The organism is Microbacterium sp. KSW4-4 (assembly GCF_023091185.1).
GTDB classification, from domain to species: domain Bacteria; phylum Actinomycetota; class Actinomycetes; order Actinomycetales; family Microbacteriaceae; genus Microbacterium; species Microbacterium paraoxydans.
In genome coordinates, this window is record NZ_JAHWXJ010000001.1 from 1414645 (window position 1) to 1431911 (window position 17267).

Genomic DNA, 17267 nt, shown 5'->3' on the forward strand with positions numbered 1-17267 from the left:
TCGCTCCCCACCCGCGCGGCACGGCAGAATCGATGCACACCCCGAGGAGCAGCCATGACCCAGCCCGATACCGCCCGCCTGCTGATCGCCTGCGACGACCAGCCCGGCATCGTCGCCGCGGTCGCCGGCGTGCTCGCCCAGCACGGGGCCAACATCATCTCGCTCGACCAGCACTCGACCGACTCCGAGGGCGGGCGGTTCTTCCAGCGGACCGTCATCCACCTCGACGGGCTGGCCGCCGCGCGCCCCGCGCTGGAGGCCGACATCGCGACGGTCGCCGAGCGCTTCGGCATGGAGTGGTCGCTGCACGACGTCGCCCGCCGCAAGCGCGTGGCGATCTTCGTGTCGAAGTACGACCACTGCCTGATGGAGCTGCTGTGGCGCACGCAGCGGGGTCAGCTCGACATCGACATCACCATGGTCGTCTCGAACCACCCCGACCTCGCCGAGGCCGTCCGCTCCTTCGGCGTGCCGTTCGTGCACATCCCGTCGACGGACAAGCAGGCGATGGAGGAGCGTCAGCTCGACCTCCTCCGCGGCAACGTCGACCTCGTCGTGCTCGCCCGGTACATGCAGATCCTCAGCGACGACTTCATCACGCGCCTCGAAGCCCCCGTCATCAACATCCACCACTCGTTCCTGCCCGCGTTCATCGGCGCGAACCCGTACGCCAGGGCGAAGGAGCGCGGCGTGAAGCTGATCGGGGCCACGGCGCACTACGCCACGGCCGACCTCGACGAGGGGCCGATCATCGAGCAGGACGTCACGCGGGTCACGCACTCCGAGTCCGCGGCAGAGCTGCAGAGCCGGGGCGCCGACGTCGAGCGTCTGGTGCTGGCCCGGGCCGTGCAGTGGCATGCCGAGGACCGCGTGATCGTGCACGGCCGCTCGACCGTCATCCTCTAGCGCCCGGCCGCTCAGCGGTCGAGGATGTCCACGGCGAGCCCATGCGACGCGGCGGCGAGGCGCTTGTCGTTCGTCCACAGCTCCGTGCACCCCGACAGCTGGGCGGCGGCGAGGTGCAGCGCGTCCGGGGTCTTCAGGCCGAAGTCGGCCCGGAGCTCGGCCGACCGGACGAACGCGGCCGTATCGAGCGCCACGATCTCCATCCTCTCGAAGAGAGCCAGGTACCGGTCACGGAGCTCCGGATTGCGCTCGCGGGCGGGGAGCACGAGGCATTCGTGGAGCGCCAGCGGACTCGACGCCACCTCGTCATCGACGTCGCGGAGTGCCCGACGCACGGCATCGCCCCTCGGACCGCGGTCCTCGATGGCGTAGATGAGGATGCACGAGTCGAGATAGATCATTCCCAGGCGTCCCGGTTCTCGGCGACCTGTGCGTCCAGCTCCTCGGCGGTCCGAGCGAGCCGGGGCGGAAGCGGATGCTGTTCGATCCACTCGACGAGGAGGCGGCCGCTCCGCACCACGTCGACCGGACCGATGGGGACCAGACGGGCGACCGGAGTGCCCCGCTTCGTGATGACCACGTCCTCACCCGCCTGAGACTCGGCGATCAGGCGCGAGAGGTTGTTTCGCGCTTCCAAGACGTTCTGCGTGGACATGACGCCATTCTAGCCAGGAACCTGGCGTTCCTCACCGGCCGGGGACTCCGGCGGCGAGCTCCGCGAAGACCTCGGCAGCGGTGGTCCCGCGCGCGAGCGGGGCGGCCTGCCCCATCCACAGCGACTGCAGCTCGCCCAGGTTCTGCTCCCCTGCCGCCGCGCGGAAGCGCCCGGTGAGCCAGTTCTGCATCGGGAAGGGGGCGATCGTGCCGCTGGCCTCGATCGCCCGCACCGCGCGGTTGCGGGCTCCGCGGGCGAGGCGTCCGCTCATCGCGCTGGTCAGCACGGTCTGGTCGGCGGCGGTGGTCCGGATGGCGTCGCGGTGCGCTGCCGTCGCGGCGGACTCGGCGGTCGCGAGGAACGCCGTCCCCACCTGCACGCCGGAGGCACCGAGGGCGAAGGCCGCAGCGACCCCGCGGCGGTCCGCGATCCCGCCCGCGGCGATGACGGGCACGTCGACCGCGTCCACGATCTGCGGCACGAGCGCGACGGTGCCCACGAGCGACTCGGCAGCGGGACGGAGGAAGGACACGCGGTGCCCGGCCGCCTCGGCTCCCGAGGCGACGACCGCATCGACTCCGGCCTCGGCGAGCGCGACGGCTTCCGCGACGGTGGTGGCGGTGCCGACGATGCGGATGCCGCGGTCGCGGGCCTCGGCGACGAGAGCGGCGGACGGCACCCCGAACACCACGCTCAGCACGGCCGGGGCGACCTCCCAGATCGCGTCGAGCTGTTCGTCGAGCTCGGGTACGTAGCGCTCGGGCCGGGCCGGCACCGGAACCCCGACGGCCTCGTAGAACGGCTCCAGCGCCTGGGCGAAGACCGCGTGCTGCGGGTTCGGCGCGACCTCGTCCCCCACGGGCAGCCAGATGTTCAAGGCGAAGGGACGGTCGGTGGCGCGGTGCAGTTCGGCTCCGACAGCGCGGATCCGGTCGCCGTCGTAGCCGTACAGCCCGTACGATCCCAGCCCGCCGGCCGCGCTCACCGCCGCCGTCAGCGCCACCGACGAGCTCCCCCCGAACGGTCCCAGCACGATCGGATGCTCGACTCCCAGAAGTTCTGTCGCCATACCCCGACCGTACGCCCTTCGAATCGCCTGAATGGCTCCATCGGCGGCCCGGATACAGCAATTCGGGCGATTCGAACGGGGTAAGCTCGCGGCATGAGCGAGTGGTTCGGGCAGATGCTCGGCTTCGTCGCGGCCGCGATCGGCCTCGTGACGATGCCGGATGCCGCCGCGCTCGGCCTCGCGATCGCGCTGCTCGCCGTCACGGTCCTCACGCTCTCGCTCGCGCTGAGCGTGCGCCACCAGACCTCCGCCGATGCCCCGCACCCGCTGCGGGCGATCGATGTCGGAACGCTCCTCCCGCAGAGCGATCCGGATGCCGCGGGACACCCTCGTCCGCGAGCGCCGGGAGCCTCGACCGCCGCGTAGCCCGTCCGACCGGGACCGCGCGGCCTTCGCCGACCCCTCCCGACCTCATCGAACGGACCTGCCCGTGGACATCTTCGCCTTCCCTCCCCTCGCCGCGCTCCTGGACGCCGCCTACGGTGCCCTGAACGGCCTCTCGACCCTTCTCGAACCCCTCGCCGGACCCTCCGCCGCCGCCCTCGCCGTGGTCCTCGTGACCCTCCTCGTGCGCGCCCTCCTCATCCCCGTCGGCATCTCCCAGGCCCGAGCCGAGCAGACCAGGGCCCGCCTCGCCCCGAAGCTGCGCGCGCTGCAGCAGCGCCACCGGAAGAACCCGGAGCGCCTGCAGCAGGAGATGATGGCGCTCTACCGCGCCGAGAACACCTCGCCCTTCGCCGGGATGCTGCCCGTGCTGGCACAGGCACCGGTCGTCGGCCTGCTCTACACACTGTTCCTGCGACCGGAGATCGCCGGGCACCCGAACGAGCTGCTCACCCACGACCTCTTCGGCGCCCCGCTCGGCACGAGCCTGGTGTCGGCGCTGTTCGGCGGCACCGCGACCGCGGCGACGTTCGCGGTCTTCGGCGTGCTGCTGGCCGTGATGATCGCCGTCGCCGAGGTCACCCGGCGGGTGTTCCGACCGGTCCCCGTCGAGGGCGACGACTCCCCGCTCAGCTCCCCCGGCGTGCTCCGGATGATGTCGGCGCTGCACTACCTCACCGCGGTCTTCGCGGCCTTCGTGCCCCTGGCCGCCGCGCTCTACCTCACGGTCACGGTGGTGTGGACCCTCGTGCAGCGGGTGGTCCTGCGCCGCCGGTACCCGCTGCCGGAGCCGGTGGCCGTCCGGGCGTGAGAGCCGCCCGATCGGAGGGATGTCAGTCGGGAAGCGGGATCGGCGCGGTGAACGGTCCCGCGGGGCCGTCGCCCCTCCGGTCGCGGCGCACGCCCAGCGTCGTCCCGACGCTCGCGGCGATCACGAGCGCCACCGCGAGCAGCCGCAGCGGCGTGGCGTCTTGTCCGAGGATGAGCCACCCGGCGAGGGTCGCGAACGCGGGCTCCAGGCTCAGCAGCACGCCGAACACCCGCTGCGGGAGCCGGCGGAGCGCTGCGAGCTCGAAGCTGTACGGGATGACCGACGACAGCACCGCGGTGACCGCCGCGAGGAGGAGGAGCTGCGGGTCCAGCGCCACCGTCGCCGCCGCCGGCACGCCCACGGGGATGAGGAGCGCGGCCGCGACGACGAGCCCCATCGCGAGCCCGCTGCTGCCGGGGATGAGGGCGCCGACGCGCGCGCTCATCCGGATGTACATGACCCAGAATCCGGCCGCGACGAGGATGAAGACCACGCCGAGCGGATCGAGGGGTTCGGCGCCGACGAGGCCGTCGACCCCGAGCAGCGCCATGCCCAGCAGGGCCACGCCCACCCAGACCGCGTCGGCGAGACGACGGGTCAGCACGGCGGCGAGCACGAGCGGCCCGAGGAACTCGATGGCCACGGCCGGCCCCAGGGGGATGCGGTCGATCGCCGCATAGAAGAACCCGTTCATCGCGGCCAGCGACACCCCGAACAGCACGGCGGCGAGCCACTGCGACCGGGTCCAGGCGCGGGGTCGGGGGCGTACGATGACGACCAGCAGCAGCGCGGCGATCGCGACGCGGAGCGACGTCACGCCCCACGGCCCGAGGACGGGGAAGAGCTGCGCGGCCACGGCGGCGCCGAACGGCAACGAGAGGCAGGACCCGATGACGAGCGCGACGCCCACGAAGGGGCCGGATGCCGCGGGTCTCTGCACCAGACAAGCTTAGGCGGCGGGGCCCTGCCTCCCCGCCGCCTGCGCCGTCCTCGCCCGGATCAGAGCGGCTTGCCACCCGTCACCGCGAGCACCGCGCCGGATACGTACGACGACTCCGCCGAGGCGAGGTACACGTACGCACCGGCGAGTTCTGCGGGCTGCCCCGCGCGTCCGAGCGGGGTGTCCTGACCGAACGTCTCCAGGCGCTCCGGCCCCCATCCGGTCGCGGGGATCAGCGGCGTCCAGATCGGCCCCGGCGCGACGGCGTTGACGCGCACCCCGCGCGGACCGGCCTCCTCCGCGAGCGCCTTGACGAACGCGACCTGGGCCGCCTTCGTCATGGCGTAGTCGATGAGTCCCGGCGACGGCTGCGCCGATTGCACCGACGAGGTCACGATGATGCTGGATCCCGGCTCGAGGTCGGGGAACGCAGCCCGGGCCGAGAAGACGAGGCCGGCGAGGTTCGTGTCGAACACGCGGCGCATCTTCTCGGTATCGAGGTTCTCGAAGCCGTCGATGTCGTGCTGATAGGCCGCGTTGAGCACGAGCACGTCGAGGCCGCCGAGCTCGCGACGCGCACGATGCACGGCGTCGGTCGCGAAGGCCTCCTCACGGACGTCGCCCGGGATGCTGACACCGGTGCGACCGGCTTCGCGGACGAGCGCGAGCGTCTCCTCCGCGTCCGCCTGCTCCTCGGGCATGTGCACGATGGCCACGTCGGCACCCTCGCGGGCGAAGGCGATCGCGACCGCCCGTCCGATGCCGGAATCACCGCCGGTGATGAGAGCGCGCCGTCCCTCGAGCCGGCCGTGGCCGACGTAGGACTGCTCGCCGTGGTCCGGCTCCGGGGTCGTCTTCTCGGTCAGGCCCGGCTGGTCCTGGCTCTGCGCCGGGAATCCGTCCTCGTGGTGGGCGTGTCGGGGGTCGGTGAGGCCGCCGTCGCGGGTGGTGTCGGTCATATCCGCTCCTCCTGTCATGGGGCTGTCGATCGGGTCGTGATCGAGCCTCGCGGCTTCGGAGGGCGGACGGCAGGGGGTTGACAGCCCGGGGCGGTCTCCGCGAAAGCGGGTGTCAGCCGGCGGAGGGGACCTCGCCGTGCGGGGGCTCGGCACCCTCTGCGGGCTCGGGGACGAGGTAGAGCCCGCTCGGGGAGTTCGCGGTGAAGGCGAGCGCTTCGACCCACGCCCGGTTGACGGCGGGCTGGCGGCTGCCGAAGTACTTAAAGACGAGCGAGCTGCCCGGCTGGATCCAGACGGTGGTCCGGCCACCGCCGACGCTGGCGTCCTCGCGCCAGCTGAACGGGAACGGCTCGCCGCGACGCAGCTTGGCCGTGATGACGAGCTGCAGGTGCGTGAGCGCCCGATCCTCGATCTCGGTCTTCACGCTGCCTTCGTAGATGAACTTGCCCATCGGGTGATGCTCCTCGGTCGGGTGGTCCTCAGCCCGGCGGACACTGCCGGGATCGGCCTATGGGTAGAGGGTAAGCCCTCGGACGGGGCGCACGGCAAATCAGCCTCGGAGGGCGATGCGCGCGTGGAAGTCAAGGCCCTGCGCGCGATCCGCGCGGCGATTAGCCTCGAATCATCGACACCCGAGGAGGGCACCGCCATGACTGACCGCCACATCGACGACCGTCCCGAGGAGGGCTACACGCCCGGCACCACCCACGCCGAGCGCGGCGCGGGCAACCCGCGACTGCGCGTACGGCGCGACGACGAGCGCACCGAGTTCGCGCTCGACATGGAGGAGGTCCGCATCGGATCGGCCGCCGGGAACGAGCTGCGCCTCGCCGACACCGAGCCGGTGCACGCGACAGTCGTGCATGACGACCGCGACGAGTACGTCGTGACCCTGCACGCCGACGGCGAGATGAACTCCAACCCCGACGCCGACGCGACCCACCCCGGCGAGCGCACCGAGACGCTGCGCACCGGATCGCGCTTCACGGTGGGCCCGTGGGAGCTGGTCTTCGCCCGCGACGAGTTCGCCGACCACGGCCGTCCCTTCGGCGGACGCCAGGGCGGCGAGTACTCCGACCAGCCGCTGCAGGAGGCGCGTGCGGGCTACGACGCCGACGACGAGCGGCTGTCGCAGGCCGACGTCAACGACGAGCGGTCTCAGTCGGATTCCAAGGCCGACTGATGGTGCGGGGTGCCGACGGGCTTCGACTCCGCTGACCCTCGCTGACGGAGGTAGATCGCGAACGCGACCATCGTCCCCACCGCGAGGAACTCGGACTGCCAGTTCTGCAACGTGCGGTCCCAGAAGTCCGAGCTGGTGACGTAGTCGCCCCAGGTGATCGCGGCGAGGCCGTGCATCGCGTTCTCCTCGTTCATCACCACTGTCCCGGCGAGCGACTGCGCGAGCCAGGACAGCACGAACACCGCCCCATCACGAGCAGCAGCGAGTTGCCGAACACCGCCGATCGCCACCCGCCCGCCCGGGCCCACCGCGGAGAGTCCGGGCGGGCGTGCGCGCCGACGAGCTGATCCGCGTCGCTGCCCGGGCCCTCGTCGCCGGGCTTCTTCGACTCCGGCGAGCCCTTCTGCACGAACCAGATCGTCGCGGCGATGAAGAGGAAGAACTGCAGGAACTCCGACTGCCAGTTCTCGGCGACGTCGACCGCGAAGTCGGACGACCAGAGGAAGTCTCCGAAGCCGATCGTCGGCTGCCCATGATCGAGGAGCTCGTCGTTGTTGCGGAGGTAGCCGGCGACGGCCTGGCCTGCCAGAGCCAGCACGAAGAGGGCGAGGAAGAAGAGGCTGAGGGCGTGGTCCTTGATGCGCGAGCCCATCGTCATCGCCCTCCCAGCGGCAGGCCGATCATCACGGCGAGACCGACGCCGATGATCCCCGCCCAGATCCAGAAGACCGCCCGCATTCCCGCGGTGTCCCGCGCATCCTCCGCCATGTCCGCCTCCTTCGTCGGTGTGACTCGCCTCGACGATGGCGCCAAGGAGGACGGCCCTCCAGGGGCTTGACGCGGACGCCGTTGTCAATCCCCTGCGACAGGGCGCCGCGGGGTCCGTAGCGTAGGGGAACCGACGAGAGGAGCGCCCCGATGACCGCACCGAACGAGACCCCTGACCTCGAACACCTGGGCGAGCTCGCCCGCAGTCGAGGTCTGCGCGTGAGCGTGGCGGAGTCGCTCACCTCCGGACGCCTCGCGAACACGATCGGTGCCGGCGAGGGCGCTTCCGGCTGGTTCGCCGGCGGCATCGTCGCGTACTTCACGGAGGTCAAGGAGAGGGTGCTGGGGCTCACCCCGGGCACCGACCCGACCTCCGCAGCCTGCGCGGAGCAGCTCGCCCGGGGCGCACGGGAGCTCTTCGACGCCGACATCTGCGTCTCGACGACCGGCGTGGGCGGGCCCGGTCCGGAGGGTGGTCATCCCGCGGGCACGGTCTACCTCGGCTGGGCGACCGCCGACGACGCCGGGCACCGGAGGCTCGCCCTGACCGGTGACCCGGACGAGATCCTGGCGGCGAGCGTCGACGCCGCGGTGCGACTGCTCGCCTTCCACGCCGAGGGGCTGCACCCCGCAGGGCCACGGCGCACCGGTTCCGACTGAGGCCTCAGCGGCCTGGCACCAGCCCCACCCGCAGCGGGGCTCCCGGCGCCGCAGCCTCCGTGAGAGCGGCGTCGATGTCGAGCAGCGGTCGCACGGCGCCCACGGCCTCGGCGAACGGATACGCGCGCCCGCGACCCGCGAGGAACGACACCGCTGCCGCGAGGTCGTCGGCGCCGTAGTTGTGGACGCCGGTCACCGTGACCAGCCGGCGGACGAGATCCTCCGCGTCCAGCGGGACGGGCGCCGCCGGGAACACGCTCCCGACGAGGACGACCGTGCCGCCGACGGCGACGCCGGCGAGGGCCTCCCCCACCGCATGCCCAGATGCCTCGATGACCACGTCCGGGTCACGGTCGAGCGCGGTGGCTCCGAAACGGGAGGCGACGGCTCTGCGGTCGTCGTCCGGGTCCCGGACCTCGACGACGGCGCCGTGCTCGGCCGCGATCGCCGCGGCGCTGATCCCCACCAATCCCGCGCCGTGGATGCGCACCGCGGCGCCGTCCAGATCGATGTCGCGGGCGGCCCTCGCCACGGCGGCCCATGCGGTCGCCGTCGCACAGCCTGCGGGAGCCAGCACCGCGGCCGGCAGCGCCTCCGGCACGCGCACGATCGCGGTACCTGCCCGCAGTTGCACGTGACTGGCGAACGCCCCGGTCAGGTCGCCGTGGGCGCCGACGCGGTCGTGGCCGTACTTGCCGAGATCCCGGCACTTCTGCGTGAGGCCCCGCCGACAGCGGTCGCAGGTGCCGCACGACACCGTGACCGACCACACCACGCGGTCGCCGATGCGCAGCGGGGTGCCGTCCACCGCCGTCGCACCGTCATCGCCCAGCGCGATGACCCGACCGACGCTCTCATGCCCGAGGACGAGAGGCGCGGGCGCGGACCGGCGCCCCTGCACGGTGTGCACGTCCGATCCGCAGATCGTCGACATCTCCACGGCGACGAGCACGTCCCGGTCACCGAGCGCGACCCCGGGGACGGCGATGGTCTCGTGCGGGTGGCCTTCGCCGATCCAGACCATCGCGGTGGCAGCGGGGCGCAGCGCGACGTCCCTCCGGTGACCGGGTGGGCGGATCAGCACCGTTCCCATGGTTCGAACCTCAGACGGAGGCGACGGCAGGAAGGAGCTCGCGCTGCGCCAGCGCTGCTCGCAGCGCCGTGACGTCGGACAGCACGGCGTCAGCCCCCGCTCCGCTCAGCGCCGCGCGATCGTGCGCCCCGGTGAGGACCCCCGCGACGAAGCCGGCCCCCGCACGACGGCCGGACTCGACGTCGCTCACGGTGTCGCCGGCGACGGCCACCGCCTGCACCGCGGACGCTCCCGTGCGCAGAAGGGCGGTGAGGACGAGATCGGGCGCGGGGCGTCCGCGGCCGGCATCGACCGGAGACAGGGCGAGGTCCACGAGTCCTCCCCATCCGAGGCCATCGATGAGCGCCTGTCGCGTGACCGGAGCGAACCCGGTGGTGAGGACGACGGTGAGCCCCGCGTCCTTCAGCCCCTGGATCGCGTCCGCCGCTCCGGGGATCTCCGCGACGCCGTCCTCGGCGACGAGCTCGGCGTACGCGGTCTCGAACGCCGCGGTGGCCTGCCGCGCCGCGCTCGCATCGCCGCCCGCGAGATGGAGGAAGACGTCGAACTTGGACTGCCCCATCGTCTCCCTGACGTGCTCGAGGGCATCCTCCCAGGGCAGCCGCGCGGCGACGCCGGTGCGCTCGGCGGCGCGCTGGAACGCCTGCTCCACCACGCCGTCGTCCACGACGGTGGTGCCGGCCATGTCGAGGACGACGAGTTCGATCGGAGTGGTCATGGTGTTCCTTCCAGAGCAGGGGTGCCGCCGAGGGCGGCGGTGAGGTTGAGGTCGGCGAGCCCGAGGCCGCAGGTCATGCCGATGCCGGTGGTCGCAGCGAGCACGAGGGCGCCGTCGTCTCCGCGGTCGACGAGGAACTCGCCGGGGGCTTTCGCGTACACGCCCTGCCAGCGCTCGATCACCCGCGGCGCCGCCCCCTCGAACAGGGCCTCGGCCTCGCTCAGGAACGCGGTGAAGGCGGCCTCCGGCTGGAACGGGGAGGGGGCGGCATCGGTGACGTGCGAGTCGCCGAGGATGAGCGTGCCGTCGGGCAGCTGCGTGTACATCTGATTGAGATCGAGGGCCGCGAGATCGGGGCGCTCGGCGTGCAGGCGCTCACGGAGGACCCGGGCCTCTGGCCCTTCGGCGAACCTCCCGTATCGGATGAGGGACCAGCCGGTCAGCAGGGGCGCGGTCAGCGGACGAGGGAAGGAGACGGCCGCCCGCATCATGTCCAGCGCACAGCGCACCACCCCGTGACGCTCCGCGACCTCGGGCAGGAGCTGGTCGATGTCGTGGTTGACGGCTACGACCACCGCCCCGGTGTCGATCGCCCCGCGCGTGGTCTCCACCCGGCCGGCGCCGAGGGCGGTGACCGCGGTACGGAAGCGGAACTCGACGCCCCGTGCGGTCAGGTAGCGCACGATCGTGGTCGCCGCGGTGCGCGGGTTCGTCTGCAGGTCGGCCTCGATGAGGGCACCGCCGACGAGCCCGTCGCGGCGCAGCGGGGCACGACGCAGGAGCTCGCCAGCCTCCAGCATCCGGATGCCCCCGTCCTGTGCCGCCGCGGAGAGCACGGCGAGCTCGTCCTCGTGGCGGGCGGCCACGAGCGTGCCCGACTCGCGGAGCCAGAACCCCGCGTCCCTGGCGAGCTGCAGCCAGAGTTCACGGGACGCATCCGCGTACCGCTGCGCCTCTCCGCCCTGCGCGCCGATGCAGAGGTGGCCGAAGTTACGGATCGTGGCGCCGGTCGGGGCGGCGCCGCGCTCGACGACGACGACCCGGAGCCCGCGGCGCACGGCGGCGAAGGCGGCGCCGAGGCCGACGATGCCGGACCCCACCACGACGACGTCCGGATTCTGCTTCGCCCCGGTCATCGGAACACCTTCCTCATCCACATCGCGAGACCCTCGACGGCGAGCACGGTCACGAGGATCATCAGGACGATCGCGGTCACGGTCTCGTAGCGCGAACCCTGGCTGGCGTTCAGCAGGTAGTAGCCGACACCGCCGCCGCCGACGATGCCGAGGATCGTGGCCGCGCGGATGTTGGTGTCGAGCATGTAGAAGCTGTGCCCGATGAGCGCTCGGGTGCCCTGGGTCAGCGTGGCCGCCGTGTACGTCTGCATCCGTGTGGCGCCCACCGCCCGCAGCGCGCGCTCGGGCCCGCGGTCGACCTCCTCGAAGGAGTCGGCGATGAGCTTGCCGAGCAGTCCGATCCCGCCGATCGCGAGCGCGATGACACCGGCCTGCGCGCCGAGACCCGTGATGACGACGAGGACGATGGCGAGGATCAGCTCGGGGATGCCGCGGATGCCGACGAGCAGCAGACGGGCGGTGCCGCGCCCTGCCGCGTGCGGAGCGACGTTGCGCGCGGCGAACGAGCCGAGCAGCAGCGAGGGAAGGAGGGTGAGGACGGTGGCGGCGAGTGCGATGGCGACGGTCTCCCGCATGGCCTGCAGCATCGCGACCGTGTCGTAGCTGCCGAACGACGGCGGCCAGAACCGGGCGGCGACGTCGGGCAGCTTCGCCCAGAAGGTGAACAGGTCCGACCAGGTGATCTGGCTCACGACGACGCTGCCGACCACGACGAGGAGCGCGACGATCCCCGCCGCGGTGTGGCGCATGCGCTGCGCGGTCCACGGACGACGCACCGCGGCCTCCGGGCTCACCGCCCACGCCGGGCGGCCCTCGGCGGGCGCGTGCGACCGCCGACGCAGGCGCGGGTGCACGATCCGGTCCATCCACGACCGCGTGTGCTTCTGCTCGCCGAGCATCGCACCGCGCACGGTGCTCGAGACGATCTCCATCACGATGCAGAGCACGAAGATGACGAGCGCGATCCCGAGACCCTTGCCGTAGTTCAGCGCCTTGAACGCGTACGACATCTCGAGCCCGAGGCCGGCGACGCCCACGTAGCCGAGCACGACGCTCCCGCGCAGGTTGATGTCGTTGCGGTGCAGCACGGTCGCCACCCAGCTCGGCAGCACCTGCGGGAGGATGCCGGCGGTGAACTCCTGGAGCTTCGAGCCACCGGCGGCACGGATCGCGAGACGGGGCCCTTCGTCGATCTGCTCGATGGCGTCCGCGAACATCTTGGAGATCATGCCGATCGAGTGGATGCCGATCGCGAGGATGCCGGGCAGCGTGCCGAGCGAGAACATGAGCACGAACGCCATGGCCAGCACGACGTCCGGCAGCGCGCGGGTGAGGACGCCGAGGAATCGTGCGGCCGCGCGCCAGCCTGCGCCCGGCGTGGTGTTGGCGGCGGCGAGGTAGGCGAGGGGCACGGAGAGCACGGCCGCCAACAGCGTGCCGACGAGCACGAGGCCGACGGTCAGGGCGATGAGCCAGGCGAGGTCGGCCGGCGCGGGGAAGGAGAGTCCGCCGACCCTGGCGAGGAAGTTCTCGGCGTTGCCCCAGCTCTGCACCATCGCGGGGATCGAGATACCCACGTCGCGCACCGCCAGGATGCCGAGCACGACGAGGACGACGAGCGTGAGGCCGGCAGCGATGCGCTCGGCCGAGAGCGGCCGCTTCGGCGCCCGCTCCGCGACGCTTGCCCGTCCCTGGGTCGCTGAGCCTGTCGAAGCGCCTTGGGTCGCTGAGCCTGTCGAAGCGCCCCGTGTCGAGGCCCCCACCGTCGTCATGACGCCCCCACCGTGGTCACGGCGTCGACGAGTTCCACCTGCACGGCGCGCATCTCGGCCGTGGTCGTCGCGACGCGGCCGTAGATCTCCATCACCTCGGCCTTGGTGAGTCCGTCCGTCGGGGTGTCCAGGACGACTTCGCCGTGCCGGAGCCCGACGATCCGGTCGGCCCAGCTGATCGCGAGGTCGACCTGGTGCAGGCTGCACACGACGGTGAGGCCTTCGTCGGCGGCGATCTCGCGGATGAGGGCCATCACCTGCTCGCTCGACTCCGGGTCGAGAGAGGCGACGGGCTCGTCGGCCAGGAGGATCGCCGGCTTCTGCATGAGCGCCCTGGCGATGGCCACCCGCTGCTGCTGCCCGCCGGACAGCGTGTCACTGCGCTGGTAGGCACGGTCGAGGAGGCCGACGCGGTCGAGGTGCTCCAGCGCGGTGAGCTTCGCGGCGCGGGGGTAGCTCCACAGCCCGAGCCGCGGGCCGCGCATCCGGGAGAGCGACCCGGTCAGCACGTTCTCCAGGACGGTCAGCGAAGGCACGAGCTCGAACTGCTGGAAGATGAAGCCCACGCTGCTGCGAAGCTGTCGCAGCGCCCGGCCCTTCATCGCGGGCACGGACGCGCCGAGCACCTCGACGGACCCGGAGCTGGGCAGCTCCAGGCCGTCGAGATGCCGCAGCAGCGTGGACTTGCCGGAACCGGAGAGCCCGAGCAGCACGACGATCTCTCCCCGCGCCACCTCGAGCGTGACGTCCTTGAGGGCGGTGGTGCTGCCGAAGGTCTTCGTGACGCCGGCGAGGCGGATGAGGGTGTCGGATGCCGCGGTCATGGCTTCTCCTGTCGTCAGGCGCGGGGCGTCAGCCCTGGCACTGCTCGGCTTCGGTCTCGGCGCAGATGTCGCGGATGAGGTCGTAATAGGCGTCGTCCACCGGCTTGGTGGCGTAGAACACGCTGCGGAACGCGTCCGAGTCCGCACTGTCGATGCCCGCCGCGATGATGTCGTCGATGGTGACCTCGCCGAGGGCGTCGACGAGCTGCTTCGCCACGTCGTCCGGCAGGGACGAGGAGTAGACGAGCGGAGCGCCCGGGACCATCGTCTCGGCGATGACCTTCACCTTGTCGGACTTCTCGACCTCGGAGTCCTCGGCGAAGCCGGCCTCGCACTCGACGCCCTCGCCGACCTTCTGCACGCTGACATCGTGCTTGCCCGCGAACACGGGGGTGATGTCGGTCTTCGGGTCGACGCCCGCCTCGAGGAGGTTGTACGACGGGAAGAGGTAGCCGGAGGTGGACGAGGGATCCACGAAGCAGACCTTCTTGCCCGCGAAGTCCTCGAGGCTGGAGATGTCGCTGTCCGCCGGCACGATCGCCTGCGAGTAGTAGCCGGGCTCCTGGCCCTCCTCGGTGACGATGGACGAGATCGGGGTGAGCTTCGCGCCGTTGTTGGTCGCGGTGACGTAGGTGAACCCCGAGAACGAGGCGACGTCGACCTTGCCGGCGACGGCGGCCTCGATGAGCGCCGCGTAGTCGGTGGACTCGTGGTATTCGACGGTCTTGCCGGTGACCTCGGCGATGTAGTCCATGAGCGGCTGGTAGTTCGTCTCGGTGTCCACTGAGTCGGGGACGACGCCGAAGACGAGGGTGTTCTCGTCGACGGCGAAACCGCCGGCGGACTGTGCGTCGCCGGGGGCGTCGGTGGCATCGGCCGATCCGGAGCAGGCGGCGAGGCCGAACGCGAGGATCGCAGCGCCGGCGAGGGCGGGGAGAGCGCGGAGCTTCATGAGGACCTTTCAGGGTGGGAGGAGTGATCCAGGGACGACTCTCCCAGCCGTCGGGCCGACATGTATACCTATCTCGGAAGAGTTCAGGCGGCGTTCACCCGCGATTCTTCTGGATGAACGGCCCCACAACACACAGGCCCGGACACGACAGACGAAGTAATGTACCTATGTGGCCGAACCTGTGTACACCCAGATTGCCGACGACCTCCGCGCGCGGATCGTCGACGGCACGCTCCGGCCCGGGGACGATGTCCCCACGGAGGCGGAGCTCGCGGAGCGGTGGCACACGTCGCGGGGTCCGATCCGCAACGCCCTGGCGGCCCTCCGCGCCGAGGGGCTGATCGAGACCGGCCGGGGGCGCCCCGCCCGCGTGGTGGCGCGCAAGGCGAATCAGGCGGTCGACGTCTCGGTCCCCTTCACCCGCTGGGCGCGGGATCTCGGCGTCACGCCGGGCGCGCAGACGCAGGAGCTGAGTCTGCGACGCGCGGGCGATCTCGGCCCGGCACTGGGCGTCGGACCCGACGACACGATCGTGAGCGTGGTACGACTGCGGCTGCTGGACGGACGGCCGACCATGCTGGAGCGACTGGCCTACACGGAGGACGTCGGCCGTCGGCTGTTCGACGTCGACCTCGACGCGGTCTCGATCACCGAGCACCTCGCGTCGGTCGGGCATCCGATCGTCACCCTGCAGCACGTGATCGATGCCGTGGCGGCCGACGATCAGGACTCGGCGCTCCTGCGCGTGCCCCGCGGGACGCCCATCCTGCGGTTGACCCGGACGTCCAGGGACGCGGAGGGGCGCATCTTCGAGGCGTCGGAGGACCGCTACCTCAGCGAGGTGGTGCGCTTCACGGTGGCGGCGTCCGGGATATCGACGGACGGGCACTTCATGAGAGCGGTGGGCGGCTGAGGCCCGGAGACAGATTCGCGACCGCGGGCGCGGGAGTCTAAGAAGCCAGAAAGATCGCGCCCGCGATCGCAGCGCTGGGGACGCTTTATCTGGGGAGCCTTCAGGATATGTCGGCGCCGCGAGGCCGCTGAAGTGCCGAATGTCGAGACACTCGTAGACTTTCGTCTACGGCTTCGGGGCCGGACTCACGGGCTTCATCTCAGGATACGCGGGGCTCACACCACCGGCAACACGGCGGACACGAGCCAGTGCCCGTCCACTTCACCGGCGCTGAACTCGCCGCTGGCACCCATGACGCGTTCGGCCATCCGCCCGAGCCCGGTCCGGCTGGAGGAGAGCTCACGACGCGGCGTCGTGGGCAGCGGGCTGCGCAGCGACAGATGGGCTTTGTCGTCGTCAACGGCGAGACGGATCTCGACGGTGCCGGGGCCTGCGTACTTCAGAACATTCGTGGCCGACTCGCGCACGATGCGCGCGAGCACGATCTCGACGGCACGAGGGATCCGTTCGTCGCCGGGGTTTCCGTCGAGGACGACCTCGTGCCCTGCCGCTTCGAACTCGGCCTGCGCCTCCTCGACCGCGGCGACGAGGTCGCCCGTCGGCATGCCCGCTGCACGGGGGCCGTCGTCGGCGAGGTCGATCACGAAACGGAGGTCGGTCATGGCTTTGCGGGCGGCGACACGGATCGCCTCCCGGGAGCCATCGCTGGTGTCGGGGTCTTCGAGCATCTGCACGTGCAGCGACACCACCGTGAGGTGGTGCGCGATGCTGTCGTGCAGCTCGCCGGCGATCCATCGTCGCTCGGCGAGAACGGCTTCCCGTTCCTGCTCAGCCGCAGCCTCCAGCTGACGCTCGAGTCTGCTGCCGCGGGCGAACGCCAGTCTGAGGGCGAACCCTACGGCGCCCGCCACCGCGGCGAAGACGAGATAGATGGCGACATTCACGCCTGCGTCCGCGTCACCGATGGCGACGAGAGCTGCTGCGACGAGAAATGCGCCGGCGTAGGAGAGGATCAGCGAGGTCCATCCGAGCCTCATGACGAGACCTGCCGCGACTGCGGCGGCCGTCAAGACCTGGTACTCGCTGCCTACGAGAAAAGATGTCGCGAACACCACGCCGAGGGCGCATGTCGCAAGGAGGGGATTCCAGAGATAGAGGGCGAACACAGCTGTGGACGAGACGCTCACCACCACGACTGCCGGGTTGGCACCGGGGACGGTGATGACGCCGATGAGGTCCACAACGATGGTGATGGAGACGATCACCAGAACAACGATGCGCTCGACGGCGCTCAGCTTCTCGCCTCGAACCAGTCGGAGCGAATCCGCAGAACCGCGAATCGAATGGTCGAAGGCCATGGTTCACTATCTCCTATTCGCCAGGTACTCTAGCGGACGAGACCAAAGAACTTGCTAACCTGCTGCCAGAAAGTCATTACATTCACCTCCGTCCTAGTGCCGTTTGTCGATGTCTGTATTCATCTTCTCGGCGGCACGCGGAGCGCACATCTGGCCTTCGTCCAGA

Annotated in this window: 19 protein-coding genes and 1 pseudogene; 6 read left to right on the forward strand and 14 right to left on the reverse strand. The window is 71.1% G+C overall.

The genetic code is table 11. From position 1 onward, the window contains the following. The first annotated feature begins 54 nt into the window (after positions 1-54). Positions 55-906: a formyltetrahydrofolate deformylase gene (gene purU, locus KZC57_RS07095; protein WP_062632982.1), complete on the forward strand. Its 852-nt coding sequence runs from the start codon at positions 55-57 to the stop codon at positions 904-906. A gap of 11 nt (positions 907-917) precedes the next feature. Here purU and KZC57_RS07100 read toward each other — a convergent pair whose 3' ends face one another. The 3 genes from KZC57_RS07100 to KZC57_RS07110 are packed head-to-tail and all read right to left on the reverse strand — an operon-like array spanning position 918 to position 2630. Continuing rightward, positions 918-1307 carry a type II toxin-antitoxin system VapC family toxin gene (locus KZC57_RS07100; protein ID WP_025102481.1) on the reverse strand — a complete coding sequence of 130 codons (390 nt, stop codon included), beginning with the start codon at positions 1305-1307 and terminating at the stop codon, positions 918-920. Beyond that, complete coding sequence (locus KZC57_RS07105; RefSeq protein WP_025102482.1) at positions 1304-1561, reverse strand: type II toxin-antitoxin system Phd/YefM family antitoxin; 258 nt, start codon at positions 1559-1561, stop codon at positions 1304-1306. Before KZC57_RS07105 ends, KZC57_RS07100 begins: the two co-directional genes overlap by 4 nt. 31 nt (positions 1562-1592) lie before the next feature. Further along, complete coding sequence (locus tag KZC57_RS07110; RefSeq protein WP_247641360.1) at positions 1593-2630, reverse strand: nitronate monooxygenase family protein; 1038 nt, start codon at positions 2628-2630, stop codon at positions 1593-1595. Positions 2631-2723: 93 nt separating this feature from the next. On the opposite strand from KZC57_RS07110, the gene KZC57_RS07115 reads away from it, so the two are divergent. Both KZC57_RS07115 and KZC57_RS07120 read left to right on the forward strand, forming a co-directional pair. Continuing rightward, the gene (locus KZC57_RS07115; protein WP_144882279.1) at positions 2724-2996 is read left to right on the forward strand and encodes a DUF6412 domain-containing protein; all 273 of its coding nucleotides are present in this window, start codon (positions 2724-2726) and stop codon (positions 2994-2996) included. 64 nt (positions 2997-3060) lie between these two features. Continuing rightward, the gene (locus KZC57_RS07120) at positions 3061-3825 is read left to right on the forward strand and encodes a membrane protein insertase YidC (protein ID WP_105950358.1); all 765 of its coding nucleotides are present in this window, start codon (positions 3061-3063) and stop codon (positions 3823-3825) included. A gap of 22 nt (positions 3826-3847) precedes the next feature. On the opposite strand, the gene KZC57_RS16520 is transcribed toward KZC57_RS07120, so the two are convergent. The 3 genes from KZC57_RS16520 to KZC57_RS07135 all read right to left on the reverse strand — a co-directional run bounded on the left by KZC57_RS16520 (position 3848) and on the right by KZC57_RS07135 (position 6175). After that, a complete protein-coding gene (locus KZC57_RS16520; protein ID WP_247641361.1) occupies positions 3848-4765 on the reverse strand; it encodes a DMT family transporter in 918 nt (305 codons plus the stop codon). A gap of 59 nt (positions 4766-4824) precedes the next feature. Beyond that, a complete protein-coding gene (locus tag KZC57_RS07130; protein ID WP_025102487.1) occupies positions 4825-5724 on the reverse strand; it encodes an SDR family oxidoreductase in 900 nt (299 codons plus the stop codon). A 112-nt stretch (positions 5725-5836) separates the two neighbouring features. Then, positions 5837-6175 (reverse strand): hypothetical protein, encoded by a 339-nt coding sequence (locus tag KZC57_RS07135; protein ID WP_025102488.1) that lies wholly within the window; start codon positions 6173-6175, stop codon positions 5837-5839. 198 nt (positions 6176-6373) lie between these two features. Here KZC57_RS07135 and KZC57_RS07140 point away from each other — a divergent pair, with 198 nt between their 5' ends. Then, positions 6374-6907 (forward strand): FHA domain-containing protein, encoded by a 534-nt coding sequence (locus tag KZC57_RS07140; protein WP_025102489.1) that lies wholly within the window; start codon positions 6374-6376, stop codon positions 6905-6907. On the opposite strand, the pseudogene KZC57_RS07145 reads toward KZC57_RS07140, so the two are convergent. Further along, positions 6883-7565: pseudogene (locus KZC57_RS07145) on the reverse strand (DUF6766 family protein). The gene KZC57_RS07140 and the pseudogene KZC57_RS07145 overlap by 25 nt on opposite strands. A 260-nt stretch (positions 7566-7825) precedes the next feature. Here KZC57_RS07145 and KZC57_RS07150 point away from each other — a divergent pair. Continuing rightward, on the forward strand, positions 7826-8335 hold the full coding sequence (locus KZC57_RS07150) for a CinA family protein (RefSeq protein WP_025102491.1): 510 nt from the start codon (positions 7826-7828) through the stop codon (positions 8333-8335). Positions 8336-8339: 4 nt separating this feature from the next. Here the strand turns inward: KZC57_RS07150 and KZC57_RS07155 are convergent, their stop codons facing one another. Genes KZC57_RS07155 through phnD form a run of 6 tightly spaced genes read right to left on the reverse strand, consistent with a single transcriptional unit; the run spans position 8340 to position 14830 of the window. Further along, positions 8340-9428 carry an alcohol dehydrogenase catalytic domain-containing protein gene (locus KZC57_RS07155; RefSeq protein WP_060922819.1) on the reverse strand — a complete coding sequence of 363 codons (1089 nt, stop codon included), beginning with the start codon at positions 9426-9428 and terminating at the stop codon, positions 8340-8342. 10 nt (positions 9429-9438) lie between these two features. Beyond that, the gene (locus KZC57_RS07160; RefSeq protein WP_247641362.1) at positions 9439-10146 is read right to left on the reverse strand and encodes an HAD family hydrolase; all 708 of its coding nucleotides are present in this window, start codon (positions 10144-10146) and stop codon (positions 9439-9441) included. Further along, positions 10143-11282, reverse strand: coding sequence for a TIGR03364 family FAD-dependent oxidoreductase (locus KZC57_RS07165; protein WP_247641363.1), 1140 nt, complete (start codon positions 11280-11282; stop codon positions 10143-10145). The genes KZC57_RS07160 and KZC57_RS07165 overlap by 4 nt, the downstream gene beginning before the upstream one ends. Beyond that, a complete protein-coding gene (gene phnE / locus KZC57_RS07170) occupies positions 11279-13054 on the reverse strand; it encodes a phosphonate ABC transporter, permease protein PhnE (protein ID WP_247641364.1) in 1776 nt (591 codons plus the stop codon). Before phnE ends, KZC57_RS07165 begins: the two co-directional genes overlap by 4 nt. Continuing rightward, positions 13051-13878 (reverse strand): phosphonate ABC transporter ATP-binding protein, encoded by an 828-nt coding sequence (gene phnC, locus KZC57_RS07175; RefSeq protein ID WP_247641365.1) that lies wholly within the window; start codon positions 13876-13878, stop codon positions 13051-13053. The genes phnE and phnC overlap by 4 nt, the downstream gene beginning before the upstream one ends. 28 nt (positions 13879-13906) lie before the next feature. Further along, entirely contained in the window at positions 13907-14830 is a 924-nt protein-coding gene (gene phnD, locus KZC57_RS07180; RefSeq protein ID WP_105950366.1) for a phosphate/phosphite/phosphonate ABC transporter substrate-binding protein, read from the reverse strand. 169 nt (positions 14831-14999) lie between these two features. Here phnD and KZC57_RS07185 point away from each other — a divergent pair, with 169 nt between their 5' ends. Next, entirely contained in the window at positions 15000-15743 is a 744-nt protein-coding gene (locus KZC57_RS07185) for a GntR family transcriptional regulator (protein ID WP_247641366.1), read from the forward strand. Between the two features lie 215 nt (positions 15744-15958). On the opposite strand, the gene KZC57_RS07190 is transcribed toward KZC57_RS07185, so the two are convergent. After that, on the reverse strand, positions 15959-17101 hold the full coding sequence (locus tag KZC57_RS07190) for a sensor histidine kinase (RefSeq protein WP_025102499.1): 1143 nt from the start codon (positions 17099-17101) through the stop codon (positions 15959-15961). Positions 17102-17267: the final 166 nt, after the last annotated feature.